The sequence below is a fragment of the Psychromonas aquimarina ATCC BAA-1526 genome (assembly GCF_000428725.1).
GTDB lineage: Bacteria > Pseudomonadota > Gammaproteobacteria > Enterobacterales > Psychromonadaceae > Psychromonas > Psychromonas aquimarina.
This window is the reverse complement of the sequence record NZ_AUAM01000027.1, coordinates 47,729-72,846: the sequence shown is the minus strand read 5'-3', so window position 1 is coordinate 72,846 and position 25,118 is coordinate 47,729. Positions and strand designations below refer to the sequence as shown.

24 protein-coding genes are annotated in these 25,118 nt (G+C 43.7%); 17 read left to right on the top strand and 7 right to left on the bottom strand.

Annotated features, from left to right (window positions below; all coding sequences use genetic code 11):
- From tnpA to G337_RS0111695, 3 genes are all read right to left on the bottom strand, one after another.
- The coding region (gene tnpA / locus G337_RS0111700) for an IS66 family insertion sequence element accessory protein TnpA (RefSeq protein WP_028864048.1) at positions 1–268 on the bottom strand (268 nt) is incomplete at its 3' end.
- Positions 269–354: 86 nt separating this feature from the next.
- Positions 355–486 (bottom strand): hypothetical protein, encoded by a 132-nt coding sequence (locus tag G337_RS29420; protein WP_281170208.1) that lies wholly within the window; start codon positions 484–486, stop codon positions 355–357.
- A complete protein-coding gene (locus tag G337_RS0111695) occupies positions 477–908 on the bottom strand; it encodes a hypothetical protein (RefSeq protein WP_028864047.1) in 432 nt (143 codons plus the stop codon). Before G337_RS0111695 ends, G337_RS29420 begins: the two co-directional genes overlap by 10 nt.
- Before the next feature lie 535 nt (positions 909–1,443).
- Here G337_RS0111695 and G337_RS0111690 point away from each other — a divergent pair.
- The 6 genes from G337_RS0111690 (at position 1,444) to G337_RS0111660 (ending at position 6,107) form a co-directional block, all read left to right on the top strand.
- Positions 1,444–1,812 carry a VOC family protein gene (locus G337_RS0111690; RefSeq protein WP_028864046.1) on the top strand — a complete coding sequence of 123 codons (369 nt, stop codon included), beginning with the start codon at positions 1,444–1,446 and terminating at the stop codon, positions 1,810–1,812.
- Positions 1,813–2,221: 409 nt separating this feature from the next.
- Entirely contained in the window at positions 2,222–2,512 is a 291-nt protein-coding gene (locus G337_RS0111680) for a carboxymuconolactone decarboxylase family protein (protein WP_028864045.1), read from the top strand.
- Between the two features lie 99 nt (positions 2,513–2,611).
- Positions 2,612–3,256, top strand: a complete 645-nt coding sequence (locus G337_RS0111675; RefSeq protein WP_028864044.1) for an HAD-IA family hydrolase — start codon at positions 2,612–2,614, stop codon at positions 3,254–3,256.
- A 133-nt stretch (positions 3,257–3,389) separates the two neighbouring features.
- Entirely contained in the window at positions 3,390–4,376 is a 987-nt protein-coding gene (locus G337_RS0111670; protein ID WP_028864043.1) for an alpha/beta hydrolase, read from the top strand.
- A 108-nt stretch (positions 4,377–4,484) separates the two neighbouring features.
- Complete coding sequence (locus G337_RS0111665) at positions 4,485–5,048, top strand: hypothetical protein (RefSeq protein ID WP_028864042.1); 564 nt, start codon at positions 4,485–4,487, stop codon at positions 5,046–5,048.
- 30 nt (positions 5,049–5,078) lie between these two features.
- On the top strand, positions 5,079–6,107 hold the full coding sequence (locus G337_RS0111660) for a S66 family peptidase (RefSeq protein WP_028864041.1): 1,029 nt from the start codon (positions 5,079–5,081) through the stop codon (positions 6,105–6,107).
- Positions 6,108–6,320: 213 nt separating this feature from the next.
- Here the strand turns inward: G337_RS0111660 and G337_RS0111655 are convergent, their stop codons facing one another.
- Together G337_RS0111655 and G337_RS0111645 are read right to left on the bottom strand one after the other, a co-directional pair.
- The gene (locus tag G337_RS0111655; protein WP_028864040.1) at positions 6,321–7,766 is read right to left on the bottom strand and encodes an endonuclease/exonuclease/phosphatase family protein; all 1,446 of its coding nucleotides are present in this window, start codon (positions 7,764–7,766) and stop codon (positions 6,321–6,323) included.
- 517 nt (positions 7,767–8,283) lie between these two features.
- Complete coding sequence (locus tag G337_RS0111645; protein WP_028864038.1) at positions 8,284–8,805, bottom strand: YbaK/EbsC family protein; 522 nt, start codon at positions 8,803–8,805, stop codon at positions 8,284–8,286.
- 332 nt (positions 8,806–9,137) lie between these two features.
- Here G337_RS0111645 and G337_RS26130 point away from each other — a divergent pair, with 332 nt between their 5' ends.
- Complete coding sequence (locus tag G337_RS26130; protein ID WP_051303191.1) at positions 9,138–9,653, top strand: Mut7-C RNAse domain-containing protein; 516 nt, start codon at positions 9,138–9,140, stop codon at positions 9,651–9,653.
- A gap of 21 nt (positions 9,654–9,674) precedes the next feature.
- On the opposite strand, the gene G337_RS0111635 is transcribed toward G337_RS26130, so the two are convergent.
- Both G337_RS0111635 and G337_RS0111630 read right to left on the bottom strand, forming a co-directional pair.
- Positions 9,675–12,080 carry a spermidine synthase family protein gene (locus G337_RS0111635; protein ID WP_028864037.1) on the bottom strand — a complete coding sequence of 802 codons (2,406 nt, stop codon included), beginning with the start codon at positions 12,078–12,080 and terminating at the stop codon, positions 9,675–9,677.
- Complete coding sequence (locus G337_RS0111630) at positions 12,077–12,814, bottom strand: protein-L-isoaspartate(D-aspartate) O-methyltransferase (protein WP_028864036.1); 738 nt, start codon at positions 12,812–12,814, stop codon at positions 12,077–12,079. The genes G337_RS0111635 and G337_RS0111630 overlap by 4 nt, the downstream gene beginning before the upstream one ends.
- Before the next feature lie 535 nt (positions 12,815–13,349).
- Between G337_RS0111630 and G337_RS0111625 the strand changes: the two genes are divergently transcribed.
- The 10 genes from G337_RS0111625 (at position 13,350) to deoC (ending at position 24,838) form a co-directional block, all read left to right on the top strand.
- Positions 13,350–14,780: a hypothetical protein gene (locus G337_RS0111625; protein WP_028864035.1), complete on the top strand. Its 1,431-nt coding sequence runs from the start codon at positions 13,350–13,352 to the stop codon at positions 14,778–14,780.
- A gap of 251 nt (positions 14,781–15,031) precedes the next feature.
- The gene (locus G337_RS0111620; protein WP_028864034.1) at positions 15,032–15,556 is read left to right on the top strand and encodes a cytochrome b; all 525 of its coding nucleotides are present in this window, start codon (positions 15,032–15,034) and stop codon (positions 15,554–15,556) included.
- A 236-nt stretch (positions 15,557–15,792) separates the two neighbouring features.
- Positions 15,793–18,639: a cation-transporting P-type ATPase gene (locus G337_RS0111615; protein WP_084605347.1), complete on the top strand. Its 2,847-nt coding sequence runs from the start codon at positions 15,793–15,795 to the stop codon at positions 18,637–18,639.
- A 494-nt stretch (positions 18,640–19,133) separates the two neighbouring features.
- Complete coding sequence (locus G337_RS0111610) at positions 19,134–19,682, top strand: hypothetical protein (RefSeq protein ID WP_028864032.1); 549 nt, start codon at positions 19,134–19,136, stop codon at positions 19,680–19,682.
- A 196-nt stretch (positions 19,683–19,878) separates the two neighbouring features.
- Complete coding sequence (locus G337_RS0111605; RefSeq protein WP_028864031.1) at positions 19,879–20,451, top strand: class I SAM-dependent methyltransferase; 573 nt, start codon at positions 19,879–19,881, stop codon at positions 20,449–20,451.
- A gap of 107 nt (positions 20,452–20,558) precedes the next feature.
- Positions 20,559–21,425, top strand: coding sequence for a hypothetical protein (locus G337_RS0111600; protein WP_028864030.1), 867 nt, complete (start codon positions 20,559–20,561; stop codon positions 21,423–21,425).
- Between the two features lie 94 nt (positions 21,426–21,519).
- A complete protein-coding gene (locus G337_RS0111595) occupies positions 21,520–22,047 on the top strand; it encodes a metal-dependent hydrolase (RefSeq protein WP_028864029.1) in 528 nt (175 codons plus the stop codon).
- 74 nt (positions 22,048–22,121) lie between these two features.
- Positions 22,122–22,685 (top strand): hypothetical protein, encoded by a 564-nt coding sequence (locus G337_RS0111590; protein ID WP_051303188.1) that lies wholly within the window; start codon positions 22,122–22,124, stop codon positions 22,683–22,685.
- A gap of 178 nt (positions 22,686–22,863) precedes the next feature.
- A complete protein-coding gene (locus tag G337_RS0111585; protein ID WP_028864027.1) occupies positions 22,864–23,811 on the top strand; it encodes a LysR family transcriptional regulator in 948 nt (315 codons plus the stop codon).
- A 250-nt stretch (positions 23,812–24,061) separates the two neighbouring features.
- Positions 24,062–24,838 carry a deoxyribose-phosphate aldolase gene (gene deoC / locus G337_RS0111580; RefSeq protein ID WP_028864026.1) on the top strand — a complete coding sequence of 259 codons (777 nt, stop codon included), beginning with the start codon at positions 24,062–24,064 and terminating at the stop codon, positions 24,836–24,838.
- Positions 24,839–25,118 lie beyond the last annotated feature (280 nt).

Sequence of the window (25,118 nt, the reverse complement as noted above, 5' to 3'; positions counted from 1 at the left end):
TACCTAACCACTGTGGGTTAACGTCCCCCGGTATCTGCAGGCTTGCCTGGCCAATGCAAAGCTGCAGTGAACTTGCTTGAGCGGGTGGTTTGGTAGTATTCACTTTAATAAATGATGGTTCGGCATTACCTTGTGTGAGTATCTTTCTCCGGCTGTAGAATGATTTTGGGCTTAATTGATTATTATTGCAGAATTCCACCACGGATAACCCGCTTGCCTGCTGCTGTTCAATAAGTGCGGTCCACTTCTGACGTGTTTTTTCCTGCATGTGTATCTCCAATAATGAGTTTGGAGATACTGTAATGAACTACGCGAGGCAGGTGAATGTGCTGTTTGCCGGACGATTACCCTGTTTTAGAGCGTCTTGCCGTTGATGATAAGACGCGTACCGATACGCAGTAAATACAGCTGCATTTCTCCCTGGCATTGCGGACAGTGAACACATTTTCTCTCTCTTGCCGGTACGGGCGGTGTTTCTAGTAACACTGAGCTTCACCAGCATATATGAAAGCGTTTCCTCTAGGGTCGACAAAAACACCATCATTACGCACGTAAATAGGAAAATTACCTGGGCCGTAAGTAGTTGACGTCCAAAATAACGTCGCCTGCTGCCCCTGGACTTTTAAAGACCAGTTCCCGTCATCTCGATATGGACTGCATTGATAACCTCTCGCAATTATGTTGGGTCGACAAGACTGGCCAATGCTGTAGTAGTAACCTGAAGTACAATAATGGGTAACTGCCACTACCCGAGGGTTGTTTGATGATGTGCCGCTGCCGAAACCATACTCTAAGGCTTTTCCCTGGAAGTATTGATTCACATAAGCGCGTAAGTCTGCAGCAGTTGATGAGCTGGCGTAGAGCAATGTCATTGCGGTTATGACCATGTAGTGGTAGAAAACTCTCATTTCAAACTCTCCAAATCATACGCTGTACGAGCTGTGTAGCTGACAGAAGTTTTGCTGGAAAATGCTGCAAGCGTTAGTTTAAACAGCACCAGTTCATAAGGTACTACAATGAATGTTAAACAATCGAAAACCCATTTAAATCAATGCGATAACGAATGACTTAATAATTGAATGCATTAACTATATAAGCATAGCCGCTCACAGCATATAAGCAAAAGCACATACTGCTATAAGAGGGCTACAGGGGCTTGCGTTTTGCCATTCAAAGCAAAAGGCAAAACGCGAATCCATGCCTCATTTCCTATCTCCTTTTGCAGAAGAAAATATTAGGTGTGTTTAAAAAGCATGCATATATTTTGAGTGAGAAATTTGTCGAATCACGATTCTCTTATATATATTTATAATTCATTGAATTGATTTGGTTTTTTGGTTATTGTGATATTTTGAGTGAATAAGGTATACAGCAGGGTAATTGTGTCACTGTGACGTATATAAGCTGTTATGTGTTTGTCGAGCACCAGAGAAGAGGAAAGATATGATAGGTTATATCACCATAGGAACAAATGATTTAGAAAGAGCCGCATCATTTTACGATAGTATTTTTAATGAAATGGGGGCTTCTAAAGCATTTGATGCTGATCGATTGAGTGCGTGGAGTTTTGGTGAAGGAAAGCCTTTATTTACCGTGACTAAGCCATTCGATGAAAATGATGCCACTGTGGGAAATGGCGTAATGGTTGCTTTGTCTGCACCCAGCAAAGAAGCCGTAGATAAATTACATGCTAAAGCACTAGCGCTTGGTGCTGCCGGCGAAGGTGGGCCATACCTGAAAGGGAATAACTTTTATGTTGGTTATTTCAGAGATTTAGACGGCAACAAGCTGAACTTTCATTGTTACATCTAAACATGCACCTAAGAAATAGCTGTATCGGAGACTAAATTTAAGTCTTAATTACCAATTAATCGAATGGAAATGTAAATGGCAGTCTTAATAATTGTAAATTTGATCAGTATTATTTTGTGTTATTTCGTAGCGAAACATCGTAAAGCTAAAATCCTATTTTGGGTGTTGGTTTCATTAATTGCGGGACCTTTAGCGATTCCATTCGTTTTCTTTTCGAAGCCGGCAGTGTAGTTGTACCTGAATAACTAAAACCCGTAAATTTGTACAATGTATCCATATAAGAATTTTCAAGCAGACAAATTACAGCTGGTTATCGCTTCGCGATTATAAACACCTCTAATTTGTAACTTAAAATGGCGCTAGAATTTGCCCATAAAATTTACGCTATCTGCGAAACAAGGATGTATTTATGCTTACTAAAGCACAGCAGGAAAAGTACGGGGAGTTTTATGACTCTACCCATGAGAATGAATTCTTAGATTCAAAAACAGAAGTTCTTGTTGGCTTAGCGGCTGCTGTCGCAATGAACTGTAAACCTTGTACTAATTACTATTTGCGTCAGGCAAAAAAAGAAAATGTGGTTAAAGGTGAAATATCAGAAGTTGTAGCAAAAGTGATGGCGGTTTCGGCGGGGCAAAAAAGGCTGCAGACTCAAGCGGTATTAAAAGAATACGAAATAGATCTTGATAGCTATAAGTAAAATTCAGACAAGGACATCAACGATGATGTTCGTACTTGGCGTGTGTTCTGCTAGTGTACGAGTTTCAAGTTTTGCAGGCAGTATTAAGGAATAGATTAGATGAGTAAAGTAACCAGTAAAGGGTTTATATTTGACGTTGATGCGACTCTCGTAGATACAAGTTTGGTTATCAATAATATTTGGAAGAGATGGTCGTCACAGAAAGATATCAATTTCTCTGAAGTATTTCCCCATGTTCATGGCCGTAAGATAATTGAAACGCTTACATTGCTTGATCCGAAATATGCAAATATAAAAGAAGAAAATACTGTTAAAGGTATTGCGGTTGATGCTATGAAGTCTGCAACTGAGATTCAAGGCGCATTGAATTTTGTTAAAAGCATCCCGCAACAGTCATGGGCTATAGCAACGAGCGGGCCAAGAAAAGTTGCACAAACTAGTCTGCTTGCTTCAGGTTTTAAACTCCCGGAGGTAATGGTATGCGCAGAAGATGTAGCTTACGGTAAGCCTCATCCAGAGCCCTTTGTATTAGCCGCTCAAAAATTAGGTTTAGAAGCACAGAACTGTATAGCGTTTGAAGACTCTCCTGCAGGCGTTAAATCAGCAAAAGACGCTGGATGTTTTACTATTGCGCTTTTAACCAGCCACAAAAAATCAGAATTAGCTTCAGCCGATTTAATTATAGACAGCTTTTCAATGTTAACTCTTAGAGATAAAGAGTCTTTCTATGAACTCTGTTGGTAAATCAAGGTGCTGTTTTGCACTCGGCATTTTTACTTTGAAGTCTACTGTGCCTGGCAGGCTCACAGCGGACACTCTTTATTGAAGAAAGTCCCGTAAACCGGGTAAAATATATCGATCATTGAGGGAAAAATGAATGGAAATTTTCTTAAAGATTCTTAACTTTCTGCTCATCTCTGTGGTGATTCAATTCACTATTGCCGCTATGCTTATTATTTTTGGTAAAGGAAAGAAGACCCGTCCGGAGAAGGGCGGTCTGGCCTTCAATGAATTATTCTTCGATTATACAAGTTTGCCGAAACTGCACAGCTTCGCGGCGAGAGACGGCAAAAACATGTCGTATCGGCACTATCCGGCTCAATCGGATACGGTGCTCATCCTGGTACACGGCTCTGGCTGGCATAGCCGCTATTTCCTGCCTTTAGCCGAGTTTATCAGTTCTGAAGGGCTGGCTGAGGTCTATACGCCGGATTTACGGGGACATGGACCGATGCCCGAACGACGAGGCGATGTGGACTACATCAACCAGTTGGAAGATGATCTGGCGGATCTTATTATCAGTATTCGACAACAGCGTCCAGGCGCCAAGTTGATAATCGGCGGTCATTCATCCGGCGGCGGCCTGGTTATACGCTTTGCGGGAAGCCGGTACGCTCAGCAGGCCGACGCTTATCTGCTGCTTGCGCCTTTCCTTAAATATAATGCCCCTACGATGCGTCCTGACTCGGGCGGCTGGGCACATGCCTACACTGGTCGAATTGCCGGGTTGAGCATGCTCAATATGATGGGTATTCACTACTGGGATTTTCTGACGGCCATTACCTTCAATATGCCCGAACAAGCGCGTGACGGAACAGAAACCCTGTTCTATTCTCATCGACTCAACACGGCTTACGCCCCTCGGAACTATAAAAAAGATCTTAGCGCCGTCACGCAGCCGCTGCTGGTTGTCGCCGGTACGGAAGACGATGCCTTTTTTGCTGAACAGTTTGAACCTGTGATGTCGCAATACACTGCCGTCCAGGTCTCGCTGCTGCCGGGGGTCACACATATGGGCGTGGTGGTTGGTCCTGAAGTGCAGGCTGCTGTCAAAGACTGGCTGCAGGGGGGGAGCAAACGATAGCTGTTATCGCAAATTGGCTGCAGCGGATCTGAAGGGCGCGGGAATCCCTTCAGCTGTTGATACATAATGTTATGCCTCAATAAATCAACATTCATCAGGGAGTTTTCAATGAAAAACATATTAGTCAGCCTATTAGTCATCACTGTTTATGGATGCGCGAGTCATCCGCTTGAGAAAGAACAGCAGAGCACTGGTGCTGAGCAGTTATGTTCAGGCAGTTCTAATCTTCCTGAGAGTTTTGCAGATAAGTTTGAGTCTATAGAAGATGCGCAGCTTTTAAGCGAGGCATTAGGCCGTCCCGATAAGGGCAAGTTGTGCCAGGGCCAGGTTTATGCAAGTAAAAAAGGTATACAAATTACCATCTACCGAGCCTGGAACAGTACTAACCCCAATAGTAAATTTGGTAAGTGGTGGGCATTTCAGAAGCCCTCTGGTGAAATTGCGGAATACCGGGCTGACTATGAAATATGTTACCAGTGGTCACCGCTAGATAAATTAGTCAACTGTACGCTTAAACCGGGCACAAAGGTTGTTGTAGGCACTGGGCAAAGTGCGGAGTGTTCAGCATATTTAACTTATCCAGTATCAGCTAAGCAGCAGATCTATATTGACGATGCGTCCATATCAGTTTCTAACTGCACTACATATAACGGCGAATTCAGCTGGAAGTAATTAACAGCATCGTAAGTTGTAAGGAGTAACATGAAATATCCGAGTCCTTTAGTAAAAGGCAGTCGAATTGCTGTTACAGCATTTTCTTCAGGTGTCCCAGAGGCGCTTCATAAACGCTTAGACATAGTGTTAGCTAATTTGAAAAACTCAGGTTTTGAGGTTGTTGAGGGCAGCTGTTTACGTGAAAATGTAAAACATGTGAGTTCATCTGCACAGCTGCGGGCTCAAGAGTTAATGAATTTCTTATGTGATGACAGCATTGCTGCCGTTGCTCCCCCTTGGGGAGGTGAATTTGCAATGGATATACTGCCGCTGCTTGATTATGAACGGTTAAAAGCTGTTAAACCTAAATGGGTCTTCGGGTTTTCCGACGTGAGCACAGTTTCTGTTGCTCTGATGAGCAAGCTTGGCTGGTCTACCGTGCATTCATCAAATTTAATGGATCTTCATCCTGATGAATCAGATCTGCTAATCTCAAAAACGCTGCATTGGCTGGGGCAAAATGAAGGTTCGCAGTTTATTCAGCAGTCATCTGAGTCCTATCAACTAGACGGAAGCTTATTTGCTGATGACCCTGACTATACGCTGAATAAAACAGAGGCTACGGCTTGGAAAGTAGTTACAAAGCACGATGACGTAAACTTTAGTGGACGGCTTATCGGCGGCTGCTTTGACACAATGACGCATCTAATTGGGACTGAGTATTTTGATATAGAAATACTGCATGACAAATTTTCAAATGACGGCGTAATTCTATATCTTGAAAATGCTGAAATGTCTCCAACTGTACTTAAGCGAGCTTTACAAAGTTTAAAGTATAAAGGTGTATTTGATCGCTTAAATGGCCTTTTATTTGGCAGGAATGCGGTTACGGATAACTGTGGTAAAGCCGTTAGTTGTGAAGAGGTTTTTATTGAAGTCACAAAGGATCTGGATATTCCTGTTGTTTATGACGTTGATATTGGTCATTTACCGCCGAATATGACACTGCTGAACGGTGCATATGCTGAAGTGTTTGTCAAAAAAGGTGCTGGAACAATACTGCAGAGATTGAGATAGCTGACGCTGTTTTTTGCGTAATTGCCGGGACTGTGGCTTTCCAAAAATGTGCCGCCTGGTTTATGACCTTGGGACGGCTCTGCCTGCTTGTAAAAAACGGAGTGAAAACGGGAGGTCTAACTATGCGAACCGTCGAGCCGAAAGCAGTATTACTTAATAATTAAAAACCGCCGATGAAGGCGGTTTTTTCGTTATTAGATATGAGTTATTGTATTAAATCTCTGTGTCAATCCAGACTAGACGGTGATCAGAAGAGATATCTTTACCGTTACCATATTTTCCAACACGTTCATCGTTCATCAATAAACGGCCTTCCTCAAAGGTTGCCGGCCAGAATACGCCGGAACCTGTGATATTAAGATCGCTTGAAGGAACGGCATGATCAACTCGAAGACCAAATGTGCTGGTGATACGGTCCGGATAAGTAGTGTCGCCGCAGTCACCTAGTGCAACACATTCAGTTGAACCGAAGCTGTTTGGTGCGTAGATGCCGCCTGTTGCAACTACATTCACACGTTCATGGCTCATTAGGTTTTGAATTGAATCAAGGAAACCGTCACCATTTTCAGGATCGGCATTAAGATCCCCCATAATCACGAACGAAGCATCCAGTGCTAGACCGCCTTTTACGCCGGTATCATCGTAGATGTAGTCAGCATTTGCTACATAATCGTTCCAGAAGTCGATTTCTGCACGGTTCAACATTTTGTTGTTCTCTGTGACTGTATCAAAAACCGGTGGTGTCGGGTGTGAAAGTAGTAAATGAACAACCTTTTCACCAGCTTCTGTCGGGATAAGGATAGGTGCGTCAACATGGTTTTTAGAAGACAGCGGTTTCTGGGCCCAGGCTTCAGCTGTATACCACTCGTCTCCACATTTCATGCCTTCAGGGATGGTATATTTTTCATCGTCACAGTTAGTGATTGTCGGGTTAGTTTCGCCCGGCATATCTTTCCATTTAAAGTTTTGGAAAGTACGGACATTAGCAGTGTCTATCGGGTACTGAGATAATAAACCAAACGCGTACTGGCCGTGGTAGAAACCAAAGCCCCATGCATCGCCCGGCAGAGCGATAGTGCCGTTTCTATCTAGATCGAATTCACTGAGTAAACCGGTATTAGTCGAGAAGTTTTCCACAAACGGGAACTGGATCGGTTCCAGCATTTTCTTCTCTGCAGAAGTTGTACCTAGACCATTTTGCGGTACGGCGAGATAGTTTAAACGAAAGCCTTTGATGGCATCCTGGTTTTCACCAAGGCCGTCATTGTTAAACTCGCCCATCATCAATACTGCAGGGCGCTTTGTTTGAATAACTGCTGCGACATTACGAATTTGAATCACTTTCTCTGCAACTTTTAGCTCTTCTTCTGTCAGGGTTCCGGCAAACCATTTAGTCATCAAAGCTTCCTGCTCTGGAGCAGTGATCTGCATCTCAGCAACAAGCGCTTCGAAGGTTGTACGATCGAAAGAGAGGTTATAAGTACCGAAACGGACACTGGTTGGTTCAGTCGGGGTAACCGGAACAACAGGGTCAACTGGAACGACAGGGTCAACTGGAACAACTGGAGCAACTGGGTTGTTGACTGTAGTTTCGTCATTACATCCTGCTAATAACGCAATCGAGATCGCAGCCGCTGCTGCCGTTTTTAGAAATTTCATTTTTTGAGATCCATTAATATTAACTATTAGTATGAGCCCGTTTATTTGAGCATCGAAAAAGCTTAACTGTTAAATACAGAATAAATTTTAATAACACTAAGTAACGCTTTTTAATAAAGGTTATTTAACGGGAGCAAGTGTAACAGAGTGTAACATTTGCACTGTGATGGGTTTCACGCATGATATTGAATTATCACTGTTTGTTTGTGATAGCTCTCGCAAAACTGGTAATGTGGCAGAATATGTCGCGCCATATGTTCAGGCGTGGTCATTTGTTCATGGTAAAAATGATTCAGCTGCGAAATACAGCAGGGCGTTTAAGAGTCGAACTGTTTTAATTGTCAGCTGTAAAGGTGTCTGCAGTTTTTCACTCTGCTTTACAGGTATTCCTGGCGCAAGAGTCTTACTCAGCAGTTCCTGCGAAGGTGCTTTGGAATAAAGCGCCTTGCAGTAAAAGGCGCCTTAGAATAATTATAAATCTACATTTTCAGGTGCTTCAGGCATAAATGCCTGAAATTTATATCTGCCAGTTTCTGCCTGTTCTACTCCAGATCCTCGGGGAACCGATATTTGCGCCTTGAATACTGCTGTGTGCCATATTCTCGATCAGGCTGCTGTATTCCTGATGACTCAATTTGAGCAGGCTCTCATGATCTCCTGACTCAATATAGACTGAGTCGGATGCTAATAAACTCTCATCGATCAGCATGCTCATATTATATGGAGTCCCCATTGCCGGAACGGCTCCCTGCGAACAGTCGGGAAATAATTCCAGTAGTTTTTCTTCACTGACCAAATGGTACTGTTTTCCAGTAAAGTCGTTAACCTCGGTTAAGGAAACGCGGCTGTTTGCCGGCAGAGACGCCATCAGGTAATCGCCGTCTTCGCTCTGCAGTACCACGGCTTTAGCAACTTTTCCTGCGGGCAGATGAGCTGAACGCGATGAATCTAATAATGTCTTAGCTCTGCGGTGTTTAATTGTGTCATAGTGAACATCTTCATTTTCAAAATACTCTTTCAGTGTGATTGCAATGGCCATATATACCCCCTCAAAAAACACTAAATAACAAGGTGAGTATAGCATGCCTCTGGTTTTACAAGGGAAACTGCAGGCACTGAAACATGATTCAGGCTGCGTTTTGTGGTGTTTTTAAAAGTGCAGTCGTTTTATACATTCTCCGTACTCTGCCTTTCTATCTGCCGGCATTCACGATTGAAAAGCCCTTAGTAGATACTAGACTTTAAAGTACATAAATCCAGATAATGAGGCGGCACGGCTTTGACAAGTCTATTGCTGTTATGAACAGCGGATTAAACCTCGCCGCAGATACGTCAGAAGGATAGAATAAAAAACGCGAAGCAAGGGGGCTCATGATAGATCGTATTTACAGCGGACCGTTTTGTTCTGTAGCACCTCTTCGTTTTGTCTGCGACGAGATGCTTCAGGGCGCGGGACAGTGGCTGCGCGCTGCGGGATACGACACCTTACTGCCGCATAGGGGAGACAGTGACAGCACAGTGATTGCAATGGCCAACCATGGCGAACGCTGGCTTATTACGAGAGACAGGGCTATTCCAGAGTGCAAAGAGGCTCGGCCGTTTACGCTTCTTTTATTATCAAACGGTCTGGACGCTAATTTGCAGGAGCTGAGCCTATTAATAGAGCTGAACTGGTTTTACCGTCCCTTTTCTCGTTGTCAAAAGTGTAATAGTGAACTTGAAATCCCCTCTGCTAAGCAGTGTCGACTTGCGCTTCCTGATAACGTGCTTAAACATAATAATGATTTTCTTTACTGTCCCTGTTGTTGTAAATATTACTGGGAAGGCGGACATGTGCGCAGAATGTCCCGCACTCTACGAAAATTGCAGTCAGGCCGGTTCAGCTGATGTTTATACAGGATCATATTTTTACTCTTTACCGGATGCTGCACTTTTTGAACAAACTGCCGCTAATAAGTAAAATGCCGCTGCGCAAAGCATAATGGGCGGGATGCCGGAATGCAGGGCGAGCCCTGCAGCTGCAATGGAGGTGAGAACCGAGGCGCAGCCGTTCATTGCCCAGGCATAGGCCCGCTGCAGAGGTGTTGTAAGCAGACTGCGCATCCCAAGAGCGAAGGGAACACCCATTAAAATACCCGGCGGAAGAAGTATAAGAAGGGCAAATAGATAGCGAAGAAGTGCTGGTAATCCTAAAAGGTAATCGACAAGCAGATCCATAAAGATAACAATCCCAAGCAGTATCGGACATAGGGCCGTAAGAGAATAGAGTACTGCATTTCTGCCCATTTTCTGAGAGCACCACCCGCCGATTCCGGAAGAAAGCAGGATACCGGCCAGGACAAGGGTAAAGCTTACCACCGGGCTGCTGAAGATCAGGATATAGGCCTTGATAAAATAGATTTCCACGAACATAAATCCCGCTCCGATGGAAAAGAAATAGAGCTTCTGCGCTAAAGGAACCTTCTTTTTTCTCCCCTTGGCAAGGAGTCTGGGCAGAAGTAACAGCAGAGCCGCGACAGCCAGCGCTTCTAAAAAAACCACGGCAACGACAACTTCGCCGGAAAGAAGCATCGAATAGGGCCTGCTTCCCATGCTCTGGTACAGATCCCCCAGCCTGTCCCATTTGATAAAGCGCCCGGGAAACGGTCTATGGTCATCCTGCGGTGCGGCATCTAGAAGATAATCCTCGAAAAACTGTTTATCTCTTTTTTCACTGTAATGCCGGATCAGCTGCTCGACAGCAAGGTAATGGTGGGGCAGTTTGAAAATATTGAAGCGGTTAGCAAGAGAAGCCTGCATATTCCGGATATAAACAATGTCAAAATTCAGCTTCTCAGCAAAGTTGATCGGGATTTCTCTATTTTCAATAGGATTTTTGCTGACGATCAGTGTGAAAATACCCCAGTTTCTTAATAGAATAAGATGATGCTGCGGATTTTTTTTGCCGCGTTCCTGCAGGGCCTGCAGCGCCGTGGAAAAAAGGCGGAGTGAGTCGGAGGGAGGAAGAAGCAGTTTGCGCGAAATAATGATCACACCCTTTTCAGAAAGGTGATCCAGATACTTGTCGAAGGCCTGTACGGTGAAAAGATACTCCTGACTAAGTGCTGCTGATCCGGGCAGGGATGTTCCCCAGTTTTCCAGGTGGATGATGTCGTATTTTTTTTGCGAGTGCCTGAGAAATATTCGCGGATTTTCGGATGTTGTGTGCAGGCTGTAATGCTCCCCTATGGCTCGGGCTATACTTGGGCTCTCATGAATAACACTCAGCTCCGGGACTCCGGCAGCAAGTGCTGCAGGTATACTGGTTCCTCCGCCTCTTAGGATAAGAAGTGCGTTTTGCGGTTTTGTTACAATATCATAACCTGCCACCGGCAGGGTGAACAGTGCAAAGCCGAACGCCTTTGGATTTCCGCCTGCTCCATAGAGAACCAGCTGCTCGTCTCCATCCCGGAAAATGGATTTCTGCACGGGAAGGCTGCCGCTGTATTTGAGGCTGAGGCCTGGTGCGTAACGGATATAGGGGCTGTTTACGGTTTCTATTCTGCCGCTTATGCTGCTTACCGACGAGCTTACTGTTGAATGGGGAAACTGCACAAGCTGGCTCAGTGATTTATACGGTGAAGGGGTGACAGCCACCTGTGCATTTCCCCATGGAGTGAGGAGCAGGACTGCAGCCAGCAGCATAGTGCAAAGACTTGTAAGGGGGAAAAACCAATTCCGGGCCGGAAAGCGGGGGCCGATATTTTTTTTACTCTTTATAATAGCGGCTGCAGATAGATAACAAAGGGGGATTATCGCCACGATCACGACCAGTTTTCCTTCCCCGATAAAAGGCAGTAACAGGGCGGGCAGAATTGTTCCCAGAGCGGAACCCGCCATGCTGGCAAAGTAGATTAAACCTGTGTTCTGCGGCTGCTGTACATAAGCTGCCAGTACAATAAAACCTGCGAAAAAAAACGGAATGGCTAGAAGCGTATAGCTGATAAAAAGGTAAAATGCCTGGATCGATTCCAGTGAAAGCCTGAAATAATCAAGGGGAAGCCTGCTTAGAATTATAAAGGAGATAAGCGTAGAACAGCTGTAGAGAAGCACCAAAACCGATGTCGCTTTCCCTTCTGCAAAGCGCTTTTTCCAGTTCTTTTTTCTTGAATCGAGAATGCTCAGCAGGGTACCGCTGGCGGCAAAGCCGAAAAGCGCAATGCTGATCACCATAAAGGAGAGATGATTCCACTGACTGATTGAGAAGATCCTTGCCAGAAGTACCTCAAAGGCAAGAGAAGAGAGGGATACCAGGAAAACTGCCGGGAGGATCATGGCTTTTTCCCGGCTGCCTGCAGTGCGTGTCCGGTCATGGGAACAAAGAGCACACCGGAGATCTGCCAGACAGTATAGTCATCGCCCTTTTTAGTAACCAGCACAAGGTTCTGATAGCTGAAGGGATTTCCCAGAGGAAGAACCAGCCGCCCGCCGTCTTTAAGCTGCGCTAAAAGGGGCGGAGGGATATGGTCTACGGCGGCGGTGATCATAATGGCATCGTAGGGCGCCCCTTTATTCCAGCCGAAATAGCCGTCACCGCAGCGGGTTTCGACATTAGCATAACCTAGAGAGTCTAGAAGCCTGCCGGCCTTGGAGCAGAGCTTTTCCTTGATCTCTATGCTGATCACCTCTTCTGCCATTTTGGAAAGCACCGCAGCCTGGTATCCGGAGCCGGTCCCGATTTCGAGCACACGTTCGCTGCCGGTGAGTTCGAGCAGCTCAGTCATCAGGGCAACAATATAAGGCTGTGATATGGTCTGCCCTTCGCCGATAGGCAGGGGAGAATCCGCGTATGCTCTGAAAGACAGTCCGCCCGGGACAAACAGATGTCTGGGGATCTCTTTCATTACCGTTAGCACCTTCTTGTCGGCAATGCCGCGTTTGCTGAGCTGGTTTTGCACCATATTCTCTCTGGATCGGGCATATTTCTCGGAATCGCCCGCGGGTAATGCTGCAAGGGGCTGCAGCCCGGATATGATAAGGGTGATAAACACAAACACTAATTTACCCATAGCGCACTCCCTGCTGGATTTTGATATAACCAAATCACTATAGAGTATAGGAAGAATCAACGTATTTTTTGTTCTGAGTCTGCAATAAACTCTGTGCTATATCCCTCAGGTCATATCCATAGAATAAGCGTTGAGGGCGGAATATCGATCTTATGCCTTCAGTCATTTTTTCTATACGTCGTAACTACGCCTGTTTTGTTTATAAAGCAGAATATCAGGTCACTGTGAAGCTTATCAGGGGCTTTTCGCCCTACAAATAATGATTGACATTAAACATGCGTTATTTACAGCGAGGTGGATATTGTGACAAATAAATAAATCAATTATTGATTATACTTATTACAGCAATGAAGATACAAAAATCATCTTAAATCAACCAATTACAACTCAGGTGGTTATGCGGTCTAATTAAGCCCTTCATTATTAATAACCAAATCAATACAACTCGCCAGCAAAAATGCTTGCTGTGATTGGTTGTGTGGTATAACATTAAACCACCAATTTGACATTAAACCTATTATTATTTGGAGCAACAATGAAAAAACTATTATCTGCAATAGCTATCTCTTCACTACTTGTGGGTTGCGGCAGTTCAAACAATGACAATCCAACACCTCCTAAACCTCCAACACCAAAAGTTGAAGATCAAAATATTTCAGTATCATTGAAAAATACAGATCTGTTTCGTACAGGCGAAGTTGCTTTGGCTGCTGATTTTTCTTCGTTTGCTAATGATGAACAAGAAGTACCACTTTCGATGTTTTTAATCGAGGCAGAGAATTTAAAAACTGCACACAACACTCTTAGCTATAGAAATGAACAAGGAAGTATCGCTAAGCTTCCTGAAATCTGTAAGGTCGGTGCAGATGAGCTGTCGAAAATAAATCTAAGTATTGCATTGGGTAATGGCTTATATATGTTAAATGTAGTTCAGGCTGAACTGGAAATAAAAAATCAATCCTGCTCTCTTACATACACTAATAAACAGTATATTAGCAATGCTGATGGGGTTACCTGGCCATTAGACAGCAGCATTACAGCAGAAACTATTATTAATGCTGATATGCAGGTAATTGATGCTCGCTCTACGCATAACAGTACCGATGCACCATTATTTATCATTGAAGAGCAAGGGCTGAAAAAAATCTTCTCGTTTGACTTACCATCAGCTAAAAACCAAACAGTTGTTTTAAAAGAGTTACTGCCAAACAATGATTACGTTAAGAGCATGAAAAGTCGGCATGTAAGTTACAATGGATTACTACTGGCGCTGAAGAATATAGATGATAAAACTGTAGTTTTAAATGTGGCAAGCGGTGAGGAAGCTGCACTTTTAGAAGGGGATTTCCTACCTGTACCGTTAGGAGGGAGTCATCTAACAAACATTACTGATAATCTCAGTAACAGCAATATTATTGCAACTACTATTGATACAAACGGAGAAAGTAATACTATTGAACTAAGTCCAATATATAATGATGGGATTTCATATGACAATTTTAATATTGCATATACGCTGCAAACAGATGACGGCACATTTTACCTGCTGAAAAATGGTGATCTTTTAAATATTGATACTAAAGAAAAATCATATCATTACATTAAGAATAAAGATGAAGTAAAGAAATTTGACTCTGTTGTTGAGCAGGTAAACAGCAGTGCTGACGGTGATCATATCTATTTCAACACAAGCGACAAGGTATATAGCTTTAGAACAACAAACGCTAATTTTGAAATTGATATGACCCAGTTAAACCTTTCAGGTGAAAAAACTGAACAGATGCTGCGCACTGCTAGCTTGTCTAATAAAGGGGGATTTACATACTCAATTTTTGAAAGTTCTGAGCCAGCACTTTACAAACTTAATGATATTCGTGAAGGTCAATTCCCAGTGCAAAGAACACTAATGTTTTCTAGCAATGACGATAATAACAAAACAATCCTAGCCGCTTCAGCAGTACGTTAAACTAAAGGTTTTACAGCCTGGCTGAATATAAACCTGTGCAGTTGAGCTTCACAGGTTTTTTCATTTTATAAATCCTGAATATTTAGCTGCCTGCCTTTGAGATGAAACTTGCTCAGATAAAGTTCTATCTGCAGTTTGCTGCATAGTAGAACTGCCCGCTTAATTTACAATCTTTACACACCTGTCAGTCGAAGACTTTGTTCTATTTGGGTATACTAGAAACAAAATTAATACTATAGGTTTATTTCATTATGAGTAAAAGTTTATCAAAACCCACCATACTTTTTCATTGGCTGACGGGGTTATTATTTATTGCTGTTTTTGCTTTAGGCCTTTATTTAGGAGAACTGCCGAAAGGCCCTGAAAAGTTTGAATTGTTCGCTGTACACAAGTCTCTGGGTTTTATTGTTTTAACTGCTGCAGTTTTGAGGCTGTTTTGGCGTATAAAAGAAGGGGCGATATCAAGTGTCTCTGAAATGTCTAAATGGCAGTCTGTTCTTTCAAAGTCTGTTCACTACCTGCTGCTAGCAGCTACTATCGTAATGCCGGCTTCAGGTCTGATGCTGAATATCGGCGGCGGCAGAGCCACTGAGGTATTTGCTATTCAGGTGCTGGCTGCTGGTGAGAAAATTGGATGGTTATCTGGTGTCGCGCATTTTGTACATGTGCAGGCAGTTAATATCATAATCGTCGTTTTTATTCTGCATGTGGCCGGTGCTTTGAAACATGAAATAATTGATAAAGACGGTACGCTTAGTCGTATGTTTGGACGCTAGTTGTGCAGCACGCATAACCAGGTGCTCAGTGGAAAAAGCAAAACTGCAGGCACTAGCTTCTCAGGTACAAAACTTTGAGGCATACATATATTGAATTTTTAAAAAACAGATCGTCGAATTAGCTTTTAATTCATTTCATCCCTTGTTTAGACTGCGTTTGCGTATAACTAAATATGCAGTCTAATATACTGTTATACACTTTAGAATCGAACGTGTTTCAAGAAAAAGGTATTCAGATGAATGACTTTCTTACGTGGGGATTTGATGTGCTGCGCAGTGAACAGCTGATTGTGCCGGCTGTGCTGCTGGTGTCGGTAGTTCTAGTGATTGTTGTTACCCGGGAGTTATATAAATCACAGAAAAAGCCGGGCAATGCTTCACAAGAAGCGCTGTCGAGATCAGAAAACTGGCATATAAAAAGTGCTGAACATGTTTTAGATATACTTGTTACAACTTCTGACGGCCTGTCTAAAGAAGAGGTTTCCAGCAGACTTGTTAAACACGGGGCGAATCGGCTGCCCGATCCGAAGACTCACAGTGTATTAATTCGTTTTTTATGTCAGTTTCATAACGTGCTTATCTATTCACTTCTGGCCGCCAGTTTAGTGACTATGATGCTCGGACACTGGCTTGATGCCAGCGTGATTCTGGCTGTGGTTGTGCTTAACGCCTTGATTGGATTCCTGCAGGAAGGCAAAGCGGAAAACGCTTTGAAAGCAATACGGCAGATGCTTTCTTTAAATGCCGTTGTTATGCGTGAGAGCCGGCAGACAACGATCCCGGCAGAAGATCTTGTACCTGGTGATATTGTACTGCTGCAGTCAGGTGACAAGGTGCCGGCAGACCTGCGTTTATTCCGGGCTAAGGGACTGCAGATTCAGGAGTCGATGCTCACCGGCGAGTCGATGGCGGTGGAAAAGAATATTGAGCCCGCCGCCCGGGAGTCTGTGATCGGCGACCGCCGCTGCATTGCTTTTTCCGGCACCCTTGTTACCCATGGCCAGGGTATGGGAGTAGTGGTTGAGACCGGGGCACAAACCGAGATCGGCCGCATCAGCACACTGGTCGCGGAAGTGCACTCTGTGACAACGCCGCTGCTGCGTCAACTGGCTCAGTTCGGGCGCTGGCTTACTGCTGCCATTGTGGGGCTTGCTGTCATTACTTTTGTTTTCGGCTCGCAGGTTAGAAATTATGCCGCTGCGGAAATGTTTCTTGCTGCGGTAAGTCTGGCGGTAGCTGCAATTCCCGAAGGATTACCTGCCATTATGACTATTACGCTTGCTATTGGTGTACAGCAGATGGCCCGGCGAAATGCCATTATCCGCAGACTGCCTGCAGTTGAGACGCTGGGGGCTGTAACGGTTATCTGCTCAGATAAGACCGGTACTCTGACTCGTAATGAAATGACCGTGCGTACCATTGCCACCGCCTACAGCCAGTTTGAACTCGGCGGCACGGGGTACGATCCCCACGGGGTAATTTCTCCGGCAGACAGAGATGTGCCGGCAGCTGAGAAAAACCTTCTGCTGGAAGTCGTGCGGGCTGCGGTGCTGTGCAATGATGCATCGCTGGAACAAAGCGGCACAGAATGGCTTGTAAATGGTGATCCGATGGAGGGAGCGTTGTTAATAGCTGGTTTAAAGGCCGGACTGGATGTTGAATCTGAGGGTAAATTATACCCGCGTACTGATCTGATACCTTTTGAGTCTGAACACCGTTTTATGGCAACGCTGCATCACAGGCACACTGGTGATGCCTTTATTTTTCTTAAAGGAGCTCCTGAACATGTTTTGCAAATGTGTGCTCAGCAGAGAACCGTTGACGGCGATCGGCCTCTGCAGAGCAGTTACTGGTTGAGCCGTATTGAGGAGATGGCACAGCAGGGGCAGAGGGTATTAGCGATAGCCCTTAAGCCGGTAAGCTATGAACAGGTGGAGCTCAAGTTCAGTGATGTTGAAAATAATCTGATTATGCTGGGCATGTTCGGTTTGATCGATCCGCCTCGCGAAGAAGCCGTTAAAGCGGTGCAGGTCTGTGCCGGGGCCGGCATCCGGGTGAAAATGATCACCGGTGATCATGGCGGTACAGCACGCGCCATTGCCTGTCAGCTTAAGCTGGTGAATGCCGATGATGTACTTACCGGGCAGGAACTTGAACAAATGAGCGAGGATGAGCTGAGGAAGCGGGTGCAGGATGTTGATGTGTATGCCCGGGTAAACCCCGGACATAAACTGCGCTTAGTAAAACTGCTGCAGGAGCAGGACTTGATTGTGGCAATGACCGGTGACGGAGTAAACGATGCTCCGGCTTTGAAGCGTGCCGATGTGGGTACTGCCATGGGGCATAATGGTACGGATGCCGCCAAGGAAGCCGCTGAAATGGTACTGGCCGATGATAATTTCGCATCAATTACACATGCAGTAGAGGAGGGGCGTACGGTATACGATAATATTAAAAAGGCCGTCTTATTTATCCTGCCGACCAATGGCGGTGAAGCTTTGACTATTCTGGCTGCTATTTTATTTGGTTTTCACCAGCTGCCCTTAACACCTGTACAGATACTCTGGGTGAACATGATCACGGCTGTTACCTTAGCTTTGTCGCTGGCATTTGAGCCGCCTGAAAAGAATGTAATGCAGCGTCCGCCGCGTGATGCCAATGAACCTATGCTTACAACTCATTTAATCTGGCGGGTTGTATTTGTCGCCGTGGTTATGATGAGCGGCACATTCGGGCTTTTTATATGGGAGATGGAGCAGGGGGCTAGTGTAGAGTACGCACGAACCGTCGCGGTGAATACACTGGTTATGTTTGAAATTTTTTATTTATTCAATTCTCGTTATATTTCAGACTCGGTACTTAACTGGGCGGGATTAACAGGCAGCCGTTATGTGCTGACAGCTATTGTTGTGCTGCTTATATTTCAGCTTGGCTTTACTTATCTTGCACCAATGCAGACTTTATTCGGCACAACTGCAATTGGTTTTTATGTCTGGCTGCGTATTCTGCTGGTCTCTTCCTCGGTATTATTCCTAGTTGAGCTGGAGAAACACCTGGTGCGCTGTATTGCTAAACAGAGATAAAGGTCTGATGGTGAAAGGTTTTTGTCGCTGGGTGAGCAAGTAGTTAAATAACGAGTGATTTCAGTTATTGTTAATATAGCAGGAGGACGCTTAACGACGGTCATCGTTTCTGTTAAAAACAAAAAGCCCGCAAAAAAACACCAATCTATGCACTGTTGTTTATGACACTATTCTTATCCACTTAACCGGAATTAACTAATGGAGGATCTGTTGACAATATTGAGAAACTAAAAAGTCTACAGTGAACTTTAAATGGCGCCAAAAACTCAATTACCATTTTGTATACACCTCAATAAATAGACTTATCGCTCAATTTAATCAGTTGGTTATTAAAAACATAACTATCTGTTGAACATCAATCAAATATAAATTAACGTGCGTTTCGTTATTAAATAATCAGCCTGAAAATGAGTAATTTCACAGCCTTGATATTTTTAACCAACAGACTCCCTATTTTAGTGGGAGCAATATTTTAAACTCACAAAGGAATGAAAATGAAAGTTATCAAAAGCACATTAGCAATCGCAACATGTTTATATTTAGCAGGATGTGCATCAGGGGCACAATTACAAAATATGGTATATCAGGGAGAACAAAAGGTCTATCCAGCTGAGGTGCAAAATAATTTAGCGTTATCATCGGTTTCTGGTGGTGAAGAAACGAATCCTGTATGGACATCTGAAATAAGTGATGAGGCATTTTCTGGAGCAATTAAACAAAGCCTTCTAAAACAAGGGCTTTTTTCTGATGATGGTAAATATAGTTTAGCAGTGAAAATGGTCGAGATAGATCAACCAAGTTTTGGATTTGATATGACGGTAACAACCAAAGTTCAATATACTCTCACAGAGACACTAAGTGGAGTTGTTGTTTTGGATGAAGCTGTTGTTGCTCCTCACACTGCAACAGTTGGTGATGCTTTTTCTGGTGTAGAAAGACTAAGACTGGCAAATGAAGGTTCAGGTAAAAAAAATATTGAGCTCTTATTAGAAAAACTCGCAGAATTAAAAATTGAAAATAATCAAATCACTTTGGTGCAGTAAAATATAAGTTCCTGTACTTGAGTGTTTACACTTACACTGTTTTTTGAAGGTCTGAAAAACAGTGTTATTGAAACCAATAAAATTAACATTAACGAGATAAATAACACATAAAAGAAATTTCAAGCAGACAAATTACAGCAAGCTGTTTATCGTCAACTAATATCCGCGCATATGCCAAGTCGACAGAGGAAATCTAATGAGTTTCTATAATGACTCTGAGAACGTAGAAAAATATATAGAGATGTGTAAAGACTATGAGGGTAGTAATATCTATCAATCGTTAAAGAAACACCTGAATGATGGAAAAACTATCCTTGAACTTGGCTCCGGCCCTGGTTTTGATATTCCATTTTTAAATGAACATTATCAAGTCACTGGTTCAGATCTATCCGATGAATTTTTAAGACGCTGTAAAAATAAATTTCCAGCTATTTCATTTTTAAAGCTTGATGCGGCAGATATTGATGTCAGAGAGCAATTCGACTGTATATATTCAAATAAGGTGCTTCATCATTTAACGCAAGATGAGCTGGCGTTATCGCTCTTACAGCAAAAGAAGGCTTTATCGACTAATGGAATTATTGCTCATTCCTTTTGGATCGGAGATGAAAGTCAGGAAATGGAAGGTTTGCTTTTTACTTATTATCGTAAAGAACAGCTTATAGAGATTATATCTGAGCATTTTGAAATATTATCGACCATGGACTATCAGGAGTTTGAAGAATCTGACTCATTATTTGTAATAGCACAGTTAAAAGTACAGGGATAACAAGGTGCCGCAAACTGTCTAAAGTCTGTGAGAAGTGTTGTTTATAGGCAATTAACCGGACACGTAACAGTTGATTATGTTTCGCTGCATTGCCTCCTGGAAAATTTATGAAAAGTATTCTAAATATCAGCAACGGTGACTGTGCTGTTGAGATTATGAAAAAGGCAGGTATCCCCGGTATATTCCTGCCTTGGCGCGATGTGCTTCATGAAGGGCCAGTACCAGATAATTTACCGCTGCCGGAGCTGTCAAGAGTACGGGCACAGTTCATTACTGATCGCGGCTGGGGAACGGCTGATGAAATTAGCGAAAGTTTTATACAAAGAGATAATGAACTTAGCGCCTTCAGAGAATACAACAAAGTCATTTTATGGTTTGAACATGATCTTTATGATCAGCAGCAGCTGATACAGATACTGGACTGGTTTCAGCAAAATATCAGTGAAGAAATTGAGCTTTCAATAATCTGTACTGAACAGTATTTAGGCTGCCTTTCCCCTGAAAAATGGTACGGGCTGTTAAATACGGATACTTTAGTGCTGCCGTTTCTGCAGGGGGCTGTTATCAGGATGCTGCAGGAGTATCCAAGCTGTTCAAGCGGATTATCTAGAACTGCTGAACAAGCTCTAAAAGTACTCTCGGATGGTAAAAAGCACCCGGAAACTCTATTTTCCTGCACTCAAAAGCTGGAAGAACGAATATTTTTAGGCGATGCCGGCTTCTGGGAAGTTCTCCATGAATTATTAGAATCTAGTCCGCCTTTAATAACTCTTTCTCAAGGAAAAGAACTAACACTGCCTGCCGGCAAAGAGCTGGAGTTGAGCATCACTTCTGCTGGTTTGAAAGTATTAGCAGGTAAAATGAACTGGCTTGATATTTCACCTCTGGAGCGCTGGTCTGGTGGTGTTCATCTAAAACCCGGTAATCTCTGGTGCTGGGATCCAGGGGCTAACTCAATAGTAAAAAGAGCTTAATAAAAGCAGTAGAGAGGACAAGTTTTCACTTTGTTTGAGTTTTGTTTAGCGCTGCTATATTTGCCTCTTATCGTATTTATTATATGGAGAACACATGCCGTTTACCCCGTTTCATATGGGCCCGGGAATAGTTGTTAAATCACTGCTTCAGGGCAGTTTCAGTTTAATGGTATTCGGCTGGGCGCAGATAGTGATGGATATTCAACCTTTGCTGGTAATGCTTACCGGGGAGGGGCACCTGCATGGTTTTTCGCATACATATATCGGTGCGCTGCTGCTTGCTGTTTTTTCTGCCCTGACTGGAAAGTATTTATCTGAAATCGGCTTATTTATCCTTGCCGTCAACAAAAAGCAGCGGTTAGAAATTCTATGGCGGGTGTCTTTTCTCTCCGCGTTTATCGGTACATTCAGTCATGTGTTACTTGACAGCATTATGCATTCGGATGTTGAGCCGTTTTATCCATTTAGTGCAGATAACCAGTTCCTGGGGTTAATCTCAGTTCAAGCTTTACACAAAGTATGCTTGTACAGCGCCCTTGTCGGCGGCATTCTGTATTTTACCATTAACTGGGCCCTTAAATTTTACCAGGAAAAAAATCGGACAGGGAAAAACAGTTCTTGAACGGATTGGTTTTTAATGCCTGATGAGGCTAAGCAGGTGAGGTTGAATTGACTGGAAGATACGATTGGAATCCAATGCCCCATAAGGTAGACATTAGCTGCCCGTCCTGCGGCGGGCATGCTGTATTCGAATTTGCCGAAGTAGTAAAAATCACTCTAAAAAAGGATGTGCAGTTTTTCGAACAAAGTGAGCTGTTTGACTATTACATGTTTAAAGATTCATGCGGTCATAAACGGCACGGCGCTGTCTATTATGCAAATCTACATGGAGGTTCAACATCCGCTATAAGTGATCTGCCTGAAGGCTATCAATCTGAAAATTGGAAACACTCTAAGTACCTGATCAGAAGTCACGGCACAGATCTAGGCGCATTCTGCTGCGCTCACTGTCAGGCGAGAGAACGCTATATTTTACAATGGCCTGATGATGCTTATTATTCTATTAATTACAAAGGTGAAACGCTCTGGGCGTTCAACCGTGAATCAAGTATCGATTTACGAGACTACATTGCATCGAAACTGCGGAAAACGGAAAATTATAAATGGGCCAATTTTCTGCTGCACGTACCAGCAGTATTTAAAAAACAAAATGCGCGTGACAAGGTAGTAAAACAAATCAACAGGCTGCTGACTCGATAAAAATATAACAGGGCCAATTACGCTATTGCCAGCTGACTGCCGTGAACTGCAGATCCGCTAATAAATATCCCCGCCTGCGTTTGTTTTATCTGTTTAATAATTTGTTTGCTAAGAAGTTGCATCCCTGTCCATAATCTAGTTAACTACGCTTTTTTTAGTGTGAACACAGGCAGTTATAATGAAAGAGTTTTTACAGCATAAAGCCTATCAAATGGTATTTTTTAATGCTTTAGCTACCAGCGACAGCCTGACTAAGGCGGCAGAGATGCTTAAAGTTTCCGTCTCCCATGTGAGTAAGCAGCTTAACAGCCTGGAAGAAGATCTGGGGGTTCAGCTGATCAACCGCAGTACCCGTAACCGCAGTCTGACAGAAGAGGGCAGACGTTATGCGGAATACTGCGCGCAGATCGTCTCCCTTATTCAGGAGGCTGATACGCTGGTGACAGATACCCGGGATGAAATTTCCGGTCATATTCGCCTGGCCTTGTCGCGTTCTTTCGCCACACTGCATATTATTCCTGCCTTAGATAAACTGCAGAAAAAATACCCGCTGCTGACCATAGATGTCAGCCTGTTTGATCATAAAGTTGATATGCTGGCGGAGGAGATTGACCTGTGGTTCACTACCTATGAAGATATCAGCGAAGGTTATGTGGCTCAGCGTATAGCCGATACCCGCTTCCTGCTGCTCGCTTCCCCTGAATACCTGCAGCTTAACGGCACTCCGCAGCATCCGGATGAACTGACCCGGCACAATTGTGTGACTTATCACAGCAAGAGCCGCAGCTGCAATCACTGGTCCTTTGCTCGAGGAGATGAAGAGTTCAGCATCAGTGTATCGGGCAACTACCGTGTCAACCTGGCCGAAGGGGTGAGAGATGCGCTGGTGGCCGGTAAAGGCATAGGTTATCTGGCAAGTTATCTGCTTACCGACGAACTGGAGACGGGTAAGCTGGTGCAGCTTTTACCAGACTGGCGTGCCAATCAAAAAATGCCGGCTTATGCAGTCTATCCGCGCAATAAGCATCTGCCGGCTAGAGTCAGAACGGTTATTCACTTCCTGAAAGACAGCATTGGAAATCCGCCATACTGGGACAAAGCATTAGCCAAGTGGGCGCGGTTTTAACTGCGCGCTGCTTTCTAAGCTGCAGTGTAAATTCATAACGTTTTCTCTATGGAAAAGCTGTTTCAACTAAAAGACTATGGGACAGCTGACTTAAATTATCTATTATAACTTCACATCGCAGGCGGGCCAGACGGACAAAAGATTCTTTCCTCTGAAAAATGCAAGCCTACTGTTATTTTAATAATTTCGGCGTTTATCTGTATTTGGCTGACACCAGAGCAGACTAAACGCCTCTTTGGAGATATGATTCATGAGTGATTTAAAAGCATCTGCACTAAAAGCAATTAGCCTGATTGACCTGACTACGCTTAACGAAAACGATACAGATCAAAATGTAATCGCATTGTGCCATGATGCTAAAACAGCTGTTGGTAATACTGCTGCAATCTGTATCTACCCGCGTTTCATTCCTATTGCACGTAAGACTCTAAAAGAGCAGGGCACACCGGAAATCAAAATTGCGACAGTAACTAACTTCCCGCACGGCAACAGTGACATTGAAATTGCGGTAGCTGAAACAAAAGCTGCTGTTGCTTACGGCGCTGACGAAGTGGATGTTGTTTTCCCTTACCGCACACTTATTGCTGGTGATGAGCAGCTGGGTTTTGAACTGGTTAAACAGTGTAAAGAAGCCTGTGGTGAAGTATTACTTAAAGTGATCATCGAGACCGGCGAGCTGAAAGAAGAGCGCTTAATTAAACGTGCCAGCGAAATCTGTATTGAAGCCGGCGCAGATTTCATCAAAACTTCTACGGGTAAAGTACCAGTTAATGCAACACCAGAAGCTGCTGCAATCATGCTTAATGTAATAAAAGATATGGGTGTTGCCCAGCGCGTAGGTTTCAAACCAGCGGGCGGCGTACGCAGCGCAGAAGATGCTAAAGCATTCCTTGATATGGCTGCCGAAATTCTGGGTCAAGACTGGATTGATGCCGATCATTACCGTTTTGGTGCTTCAAGCCTGTTAACCAGCTTACTTAATACTTTAGAAGTGAGCGAGAAGGTTGCAGATCCAGCTGCATACTAATTAGCTGTAAAGGGGGCCTAAGGCCCTCGTTTTACGGCCGAGGGAAACGGGACCAGAAATGCCGCCTGTTTCCCTTAAACTTCCTATAAATTCAACCTGATACACCAATTCGTAAAATTCATCTCTTAGTCTTCCAAGAGGTTCAAACTGCTGTTCCAGTTTATGCTCTCTGGTTGTTTGAAAAGATTCGTCTTTCCAATTTTTAATCTGCTAATTACCCTGCGAAAAGTAGACACATTGTTTAATTAGGCTTATACCAAAGAAGAGGCTAAAAACAGTT